The following is a 7,232-nucleotide window of genomic DNA, read 5'->3' as shown; positions in this document are numbered from 1 at the left end:
CTACGGTTTCTTGGCGGGAATAAACTTCATGCCCCCCGAGTTCATGCAGTAACGCAACCCTGTAGGCGTTTTAGGTATACCAAAGCTGCCGTTGGCATCATCAAAGAGATGGCCTAAGTGGCCCAGGCAGCGGCTACAGAGCACTTCCACGCGGGCGCCGTCCGGGTCGCGCTTTTCCAGTACTGCGCCTTTCTTGAAGGGCTGATAGAAGCTCGGCCAGCCGGTGCCCGAGTCGAACTTGGCCTCGCTCTTGAAGAGCTCCAGCGCGCACCCAGCGCACTGGTAGGTGCCCACTTTATGATTGTCGTGGTACTCGTTGCGGAAGGCGTACTCCGTGGCAGCTTGGCGCAGAATGCTGTACTGCGTGGGTGTGAGCCGCTTGCGCCACTCACGCTCCGTAAGCTTCTTCCAGTCAATCTCTTTAGGGGGTTGCGTGGGGGCGGCAGGCTTTTGCTGCTGTGCCCAGACCACGCTGCTGCCAAACGCTAGCGCAGCTCCCAGTGTTAGTATCACTTTTCGTGTCATTTTCATCTTCCTCTTCTTCGTTTACAGTCCTGCATAGAAATCATACCCTTGTTCGGCCCAGTAGTCCTTAGGACGCTCGGTCTCGTAGGTAATGTTCGTGATGAGCTTGATATTTTTTATCCCGTACTTCGTCGGAATTGCCAGTCGTAGTGGGGCACCATGCTCCGTGGTCAGCGGCTCTCCATTCATGCCCCAAGCGAGCAGTGTCTGCGGGTGCAGTGCGCTCTCGACATCGAGACCCACGTAGTACCACGCCTCGTCAAAGCCTTCCGGCTCCGAGCGAAGCGAGACATACTTCGTGCCCGGAAGCGGCGGGTACTTACGGGCAAAATCCACAAACCGACAGCCCGTCCAGGTCACAATCGCGCTCCAGCCCTCCACACACTTGAGCTCTGTGGTCAGGGTGACTTCGGGGAGAGTCTTGAGATCTGCAAGCGTGAATTTCTGAGTCGTCTCGGGGTTCTGCGCATCGCCCAGCGTCAGGTGCCAGTTTGCCAGATCGGGCTCCGGAGTGATACCGTGGTAGTTGTTGCGCGGCTCGACAGCACGGGCTGCCGGAAATGTCGGAGCGTTGCGGCCCGAGATAAGAAACTTGGCAATCTCCTCGTTAGTCTCGTGAGCCTTCCGAAAGACTCGCTTGATCCCCGTGCCATCGTCGGGAGCCTTTTTATTGAAGACTGACAGCAGGCTCAGGCTCCCCGCCACACCCGCACCTGCCCAGAGAAACGAGCGTCGTGAGAGTCGCCGCAGCTCTACTCCCGTAAGCTCTTGGGCTGTCTGATCTTGTTCACTTTCTTCTGTCATGAGGCCCTCTCCAAATTCACAAGTCGCACCTGCATCTCTTCTAGCATCTTTTTCACCTCGCAAATCTCCCGGTACGAACGAACATTGACCTCATAATCGAGTTCCGCATACTTCTCCGCTTGCAATTGTTGCCGGTTCTGCGTGATCAGAATAAAGCCCGTGATAAAGATCGCCTCAACAGCAAGCACCGTGGCAAGCAAGTTATAGGGATAGACATCAAACCGACGTACTATGGCGACAATGCCCGTGTTCAGAAAAATCCAGAGCGCGAACCAAAGCAGGTGCACCACCACAAAGTGAGGCTGCCCGATAAAGTCCGTCACCCGATCTGCAAGCTTCTCATGAGGCGCAAGCTGAGCGTTCAGCTCCTCTTTCACATAGCGGAACGGGCCCAGAGCCTTGTGGCAGTGCTCACAAAAGATAGCATCATGTCGGTTTTCCCCAGAGCAGGCAGGGCAAGGAATCATGGTTGCTCTTGCTCCGGGACGATTTCTGCCTCCAACACCTCAATGACTTCGTCAGCCGCACTCTCAGGCACTTCACTTTCCATAAGTGGCTCTAGTTGGGCAATAGCCAGCTCAGTCGTGGGTTCAATCAGTCCGACCATAGGCTCATGTTTTGGCAGGAGCATCTCCCACCCGGTGATCATGGCACGAAAGTTATTCCAACCTGCACGTGCCACTTGTGAGACATGGACAAAGAAAAACGCCACAAAGAGACACGTCACGATAAAGTGGATCAGCCGTGCGCCCTGGTAGCCCCCAAAAGGAACCGCCAGCCAGCCTAGCTGTGCAGGCTTCGAGATTGCAATGCCTGTGATGAGCATCAGCACTCCCAGCACAACCACCCCCGAGTAAGCGATCCGCTGGGCGTGATTGTACTTCTCGCCCTCAGGTGCGGCCTCGATCTTCTTCCAGAACGCGAGGTCTTTAATCGCGACTTTCCCGGCCTCAATCAGCGAGTTTTTCTGAGGCACCAAGTATCGCCACTGCCCACTAGAGATCAGAAAGATCACGTAGACCGCGCCGTTTATCGCAAAGAGCCAAGCGAGGAGAAAGTGCCATGCCATACCCTCAGCAAGGCGTTTCCAAAGGATAATCTCGGTGCGCTTCTCCTCAGCGGGGTAGGTATCAGGCAACGTATCGCCCGAGTAGAGCACCCGGACATCGGGGCGCAGGATGATCCGATCTGGCACTTTGAGCCACTTGGGCGGTTTTTTGTCTTCCGCGCCTCCATGGAGAACCCGGTAGCCGCTCTGGTAGAGCTGCGTGGCGTAGGTATCGTTGGCCCAGAGGATCAGTGTCCCCGACCAGATCATCAGTGCTAAGACGGGAAAGTTGATCCAGTGGAACCAGCGGATCGCCAGAGGGTGTTTCTTTACAATGCGTGCCATGCTTAACCAGCTCTACTTTTCGCTACGGAGCAGCTCAATTCCTTGCTCGACACGCTTGAACTCGCCACTACCCTTGTAGTCTAACTCGCCGTCCCAGCGGCCCCGGACGAAACCTTTCTTATCAATCAAGTAGGTGGCAGGCCACCATTGATTACGCCATTTTTTCCAGTTCGCTTTATCATTGTCAATCAATACCGGAAAGAGTAGCTTCTCTTTCTCGACATATTTTTTAACATTCTCCACCACGCGCTCAGCGTCCACCTCAGGAGTGTGAATCGAGACAAAGACAACGTCCTTGCCCGCGTACTTCTGCGCCCACTTGTTCCAGAAGGGCAGAGTCCGCGTACAGTTCACTCACTGAAATGTCCAGTAGAAAGCGACGATCACTTTCCCTTTGAGGTCACCCAGCTTGACCGGCTTGCCATTGATCCAGTCTTTAGGCGCACCAATCAGCTCTGGGACTTGCTCCAAGACAGGCTTTTCAGGAGCCGGTTTCTCTTGTGCTCGGGCACTTCCCATGAGAAGCGCACCCACACCCGATAAGAGTAGATTTTTTCGTGTCATGCTTCTAGTACAAGCCACTCGCCTGAGAAGTTCAATCCTGAACCAAAAAGCGAACGTTTTTTATTTTTCATTACGGAGCAGCTCGATGCCACGCTCCACTTTTTTATGCTCGCCACTGCCCTTGTAGTCCAGCTCCCCGTCCCAGCGGCCCCGTACGCGGCCTTTTCGATCCAAGATATAGGTCGCGGGCCAGTACTGTTGCTGCCAGGTTTTCCAGTTGGACATGTTGTTATCAATCAGCACAGGAAAGACAAGCTTTTCCCGTTCGATGAATTTCTTAACATTCTCCACCACGCGCTCGCTTTCCAGCTCGGGGGTATGGATAGTCACAAATACCACGTCTTTGTCGGCATATTTCTGTGCCCACTGGTTCCAAAACGGCAGAGTGCGCTTACAGTTGATGCACCCAAACGTCCAGAAGCAGACCACTACCACTTTGCCTTTCAGCGCCGCCAGGCTAACCGGTTTCCCGCTCACCCAGTCTTTCGCCGTCCCGATCAGCTCAGGAGCCTGTGGGGCGCGGGTGCCTTGCGCTTGTGTTGCCGTTCCTACAAGCGTAACGCCCGCTGCAAGAAGAAGATTTCGTCGTGTCATGCCCAAACTACAAATCATCTCTGGTCAAAGTTCAATCTAGGCGATAGAATCATCTCACGGCAGCGGGTCGGCTTCGAACCTGGTCAGGGCGGAAGCAGCAGCCATAAGGAGTACGGCCCGCGTGTCGCAACAACCCCTCCAAGTAATCTCTGGCGACCGGGTATAATTGAGCCTGAAAAGTCTATGCCGGAGCGAACGCACTACGAAACTCTGGGTCTCCCGGAAACCGCCTCTCTCGAAGAGATCAAGAAACAGTACCGCAGCCTTGCGCGTAAGTACCACCCCGATGTGAACTCAGGTAAGCACGCAGCCCAGCAGTTTTCCGATATTGCAGAGGCCTATCGTGTCCTGAATGATCCCGAAGCCCGCCGCTCCTACGATGCCGAGCGCGCTCTTCGTCAGCGCCAAGCCAGTGCCAAACCTACGGGGCCACTCAACCACTCCGCAGGTCCGCGGCCCGTGCCAAAACCCACTCCCCAGCCCGTCACCACGGCAACCCAAGAGTCCGAGAGGCTCTTGCGGCAGGCACAGACGGCCTTCACGCGAGGACGCGTTGCCGAGGCGCGGAGCTTGGCTGAGCAATCCCTGCGCTACAACCGAAAAAACGCAGCGGCCTGGGAGGTACTGGGCGATGTCTGCCGCAACCAGGGTCGCACCGATGATGCTCTGCGCCACTACACCATGGCAAGTCAGCACGATCCGCGCAGTGCCACCGTGCAACAAAAAATCGAGCGGATCGCCCGGCAGCCCTCGGGAGGTTATAGTGGCTCGACCGGCTACACGCCCGCCACGCCGACCGCACACCGTCAGGCCGACCGTTCCGCCACGCGACCGGCAGCACGCACCGCGCCCATCGTCACCAACCTCACCGAGGAAAAACGTCCTCTGGCACGGATACTCGCTGGCTTTTTTGGGTTCTTTGGGACATTTCTTCTGCTCCTTTTTGTGGGATCATATCTCGATAAGTCTCCCCGGTCGACGCAGATTCTTCCCTTTGTCTCCTCGTGGAGCTGGCCTTTTGTTTTTTCGCTTCTCGCAGCGGGAGCGCTCTTGGGCTCCGCGATGACCATTACGGGCATGATCCGGCGGATTGAAGATGACTTGATTCTGACAGGCAGTAGTCGTGGCGCAACAGCCCCCCCACTCGGGATTGTGATTGTCCTGATGGGCCTTGTCTTTTTCTGGATCGCCGCCGCCCTGCATCTTGCCATCGCACTAATCCAGGAGTCGCTCACGCCTTCACTACTCAAGCTCTACGGGTCTATTGCCTTCATCACGACACTCTTTGCCATCTGCTGGAGCACGTCTAACAATGGCGGTGCAGGCCAGACACTCCTGCTGGGTGGCAATGTTATCTTCGCCGGATTTGTTATCGGCTGGCTCCTGGGTGACTTCTTCCGCCACGACTAAAAACGAATATCGGGTAGAATCGGGGCATGACACTGGGATTTCTCACGGATGGGCGCGTCGAGGATGTTGCCTTTGCCGCCGCCGAGGGTTTTGACTGCCTGGAGCTGGCACTCTTTGGCGATACGCCACTCTTAGACGATTCGACAGCGTTTCAAGCTGCTCTGAAAGAACACAAGATCGCACTGTCTGCCGTCTCGCTCTTTGGTCAGAACTACTTTGATGAGGCCACCGGTGCAGAGCGCCTGGTTCGACTGGAACGAGTAATCGCGCTCACCGCAGTACTGGGAGCCCCGATTGTGGTCTTTGGCAGCGGCTCAGGAGCGGTCACGCCCACGGCGGCGATTCGAAAGCTCCTGCCCCTGATTCACGATGCTCAGCAGCTTGGTCTGACAGCAGCGTTCTACAACTGCCACTGGGAAAATATAGTGGATCGGCCCGCCGCCTGGGATGAAGCCCTGCCACTGGCCTCGGGTGTGGGCATCAAGTTCGACCCGTCGCACCCCATCCAGCTACACCGCGACTGGAAATCCGAGCTCCACCATGCGGGAGCACAGCTCAAGCACGCCCACACCAAAGATGTTCTGGAAGTGGGCGGGAAGTTTGTCACCGACCCAAACCCCGGCCTTGGCTCGATTCGCTGGGAGGAGTTCTTTGGGCTGCTCTACCACATCCACTATGAGGGCGCCGTCTGTATTGAGCCGCACAGCCAGCGCTACACCGGCCCACAGCGCTACGACTTTCTCAAGCTCTCCCGCGACTACCTGCGGCGTTTTCTGGTATAACCGGGTTCTATGCAATGTTGGGAATACGGTCGCTTTGTCACGGGTGCCATCACGCGCCGCTGGTCCGATGGAGCGCAAGTCAAAATCGTCAAACAACTCGAAAAAACGCGGAGCATCGCCGGCTACACCGACAGTCTCTACGAAGTTCAAGTCGGTGGAGCGATGCAAACGCTCTGGGGCGGGGAGCTTGCCAACGCGGTCTATCCCCTCTCGGATGGTAGTGTATTCCTAGCGCGTGTCGTGGGTACAGGCACCGGCAAGCTCCGACAAGTAGAAGCCCGCCTTCACACCGGTCGCAACACGCTGCGCTTCCCCACGATCGAGGTTCAGGAGACAGATCGCTTTGGTTACTCCCTGGGAGTTCTTGCCAGCGGCGGACGCGGCTTGGCGGGAGTTGAGCGTATCTTCCGACTAAAGTTCACCTACGAAGCCTGCGACTACCCCAATGGCGAGGTGATCTTACTGCAGCGCGGCAGCCAACTCGTCCTTGGGCCACGAGCGCTCTCCAGTAGCAATGAAGTCGGTAGCCAGACCTATAAGCTCGTCTTCCCCCGAGATCCGGGGGGCCGACCGAATCAAATCCGAGAGCTGGCAACCGTGACAGAGCGCAACGAAAACGGAAAGATTCTGCGGCAGAAGACGACCCTTACAACGCACCACTGGACCGGAAGTCGTGTGATAAAATAACGCCAAAGCATCCGTAGCTCAGGGGATAGAGCATCCGCCTTCCGTGGTCACAGGCAGTCACATGAGTTCGATTCTCATGACCACGAATAAGCGGAGGGTCGCAGGTTCGAAACCTGCCGGGTGTATTTTCTTTTCTATGCACCTTCACCATACAAAAAACAAGGGAGATATTGGTGTCCTCAAAACTTGCGTAGATTTAGCAGAACAGGGCTACTTGATACTCACACCTTTATCAGAACATTCTCCTTTCGACATTGTGGCGTACAAAGACAAAAAATTTCTGCGTATCCAGGTCAAGTATCGAACATTAAAAAACGGGGCATTACAAATCAGGCTATGGATTTTATCACGTTGTTGCCTCCTTCATTTGAAGGCGTAGCCAACGTCGCTGACATTCCTGATTATGTCCACGAAGCATTATCAAAAAACGCTCCACCAAATCATCCTCGATACCCGCATGAACACCACAAGAT

At 55.7% G+C, this 7,232-nt stretch carries 10 protein-coding genes, 1 tRNA gene and 1 pseudogene; 5 read left to right on the top strand and 7 right to left on the bottom strand.

Going from position 1 to position 7,232, the window contains the following annotated elements; all coding sequences use genetic code 11:
• From msrB to RMO15_RS19130, 7 genes are read right to left on the bottom strand one after another with little or no spacing between them, the layout of a single operon-like run.
• Positions 1-531: a peptide-methionine (R)-S-oxide reductase MsrB gene (gene msrB / locus RMO15_RS19160; RefSeq protein WP_309715452.1), complete on the bottom strand. Its 531-nt coding sequence runs from the start codon at positions 529-531 to the stop codon at positions 1-3.
• Between the two features lie 15 nt (positions 532-546).
• Positions 547-1,329, bottom strand: a complete 783-nt coding sequence (locus RMO15_RS19155; RefSeq protein ID WP_309715447.1) for a molybdopterin-dependent oxidoreductase — start codon at positions 1,327-1,329, stop codon at positions 547-549.
• Complete coding sequence (locus tag RMO15_RS19150; protein WP_309715440.1) at positions 1,326-1,796, bottom strand: DUF1003 domain-containing protein; 471 nt, start codon at positions 1,794-1,796, stop codon at positions 1,326-1,328. The genes RMO15_RS19155 and RMO15_RS19150 overlap by 4 nt, the downstream gene beginning before the upstream one ends.
• The gene (locus tag RMO15_RS19145; protein ID WP_309715437.1) at positions 1,793-2,722 is read right to left on the bottom strand and encodes a cytochrome b/b6 domain-containing protein; all 930 of its coding nucleotides are present in this window, start codon (positions 2,720-2,722) and stop codon (positions 1,793-1,795) included. Before RMO15_RS19145 ends, RMO15_RS19150 begins: the two co-directional genes overlap by 4 nt.
• A gap of 12 nt (positions 2,723-2,734) precedes the next feature.
• Positions 2,735-3,076, bottom strand: a complete 342-nt coding sequence (locus tag RMO15_RS19140; protein WP_309715433.1) for a redoxin domain-containing protein — start codon at positions 3,074-3,076, stop codon at positions 2,735-2,737.
• Positions 3,077-3,286: a hypothetical protein gene (locus tag RMO15_RS19135; RefSeq protein ID WP_309715431.1), complete on the bottom strand. Its 210-nt coding sequence runs from the start codon at positions 3,284-3,286 to the stop codon at positions 3,077-3,079.
• 60 nt (positions 3,287-3,346) lie between these two features.
• Positions 3,347-3,880 carry a redoxin domain-containing protein gene (locus RMO15_RS19130; RefSeq protein WP_309715428.1) on the bottom strand — a complete coding sequence of 178 codons (534 nt, stop codon included), beginning with the start codon at positions 3,878-3,880 and terminating at the stop codon, positions 3,347-3,349.
• A 183-nt stretch (positions 3,881-4,063) separates the two neighbouring features.
• Between RMO15_RS19130 and RMO15_RS19125 the strand changes: the two genes are divergently transcribed.
• From RMO15_RS19125 to RMO15_RS33365, 5 genes and pseudogenes are all read left to right on the top strand, one after another.
• A complete protein-coding gene (locus RMO15_RS19125) occupies positions 4,064-5,290 on the top strand; it encodes a DnaJ domain-containing protein (protein ID WP_309715426.1) in 1,227 nt (408 codons plus the stop codon).
• Between the two features lie 26 nt (positions 5,291-5,316).
• Positions 5,317-6,072, top strand: coding sequence for a sugar phosphate isomerase/epimerase (locus RMO15_RS19120; RefSeq protein WP_309715424.1), 756 nt, complete (start codon positions 5,317-5,319; stop codon positions 6,070-6,072).
• A 9-nt stretch (positions 6,073-6,081) separates the two neighbouring features.
• Complete coding sequence (locus RMO15_RS19115; RefSeq protein WP_309715421.1) at positions 6,082-6,759, top strand: hypothetical protein; 678 nt, start codon at positions 6,082-6,084, stop codon at positions 6,757-6,759.
• Positions 6,760-6,766: 7 nt separating this feature from the next.
• Positions 6,767-6,884, top strand: a tRNA-OTHER gene (locus tag RMO15_RS19110).
• An 11-nt stretch (positions 6,885-6,895) separates the two neighbouring features.
• A pseudogene (locus RMO15_RS33365) lies at positions 6,896-7,093 on the top strand (group I intron-associated PD-(D/E)XK endonuclease); the annotation flags it as partial.
• Between the last annotated feature and the right edge of the window lie 139 nt (positions 7,094-7,232).

The organism is Armatimonas sp., assembly GCF_031410135.1.
Classification (GTDB): domain Bacteria; phylum Armatimonadota; class Armatimonadia; order Armatimonadales; family Armatimonadaceae; genus Armatimonas.
The sequence above is the reverse complement of the archived record's forward strand: the minus strand, read 5'-3'. Positions and strand labels throughout refer to the sequence as shown.

Excerpts from the sequence above, each read along its gene's own strand:
- msrB (WP_309715452.1), bottom strand. The coding sequence starts at position 531 with ATGAAAATGACACGAAAAGTGATACTAACACTGGGAGCTGCGCTAGCG.
- RMO15_RS19155 (WP_309715447.1), bottom strand. The coding sequence starts at position 1,329 with ATGACAGAAGAAAGTGAACAAGATCAGACAGCCCAAGAGCTTACGGGA.
- RMO15_RS19150 (WP_309715440.1), bottom strand. The coding sequence starts at position 1,796 with ATGATTCCTTGCCCTGCCTGCTCTGGGGAAAACCGACATGATGCTATC.
- RMO15_RS19145 (WP_309715437.1), bottom strand. The coding sequence starts at position 2,722 with ATGGCACGCATTGTAAAGAAACACCCTCTGGCGATCCGCTGGTTCCAC.
- RMO15_RS19135 (WP_309715431.1), bottom strand. The coding sequence starts at position 3,286 with ATGACACGAAAAAATCTACTCTTATCGGGTGTGGGTGCGCTTCTCATG.
- RMO15_RS19130 (WP_309715428.1), bottom strand. The coding sequence starts at position 3,880 with ATGACACGACGAAATCTTCTTCTTGCAGCGGGCGTTACGCTTGTAGGA.
- RMO15_RS19125 (WP_309715426.1), top strand. The coding sequence starts at position 4,064 with ATGCCGGAGCGAACGCACTACGAAACTCTGGGTCTCCCGGAAACCGCC.
- RMO15_RS19120 (WP_309715424.1), top strand. The coding sequence starts at position 5,317 with ATGACACTGGGATTTCTCACGGATGGGCGCGTCGAGGATGTTGCCTTT.
- RMO15_RS19115 (WP_309715421.1), top strand. The coding sequence starts at position 6,082 with ATGCAATGTTGGGAATACGGTCGCTTTGTCACGGGTGCCATCACGCGC.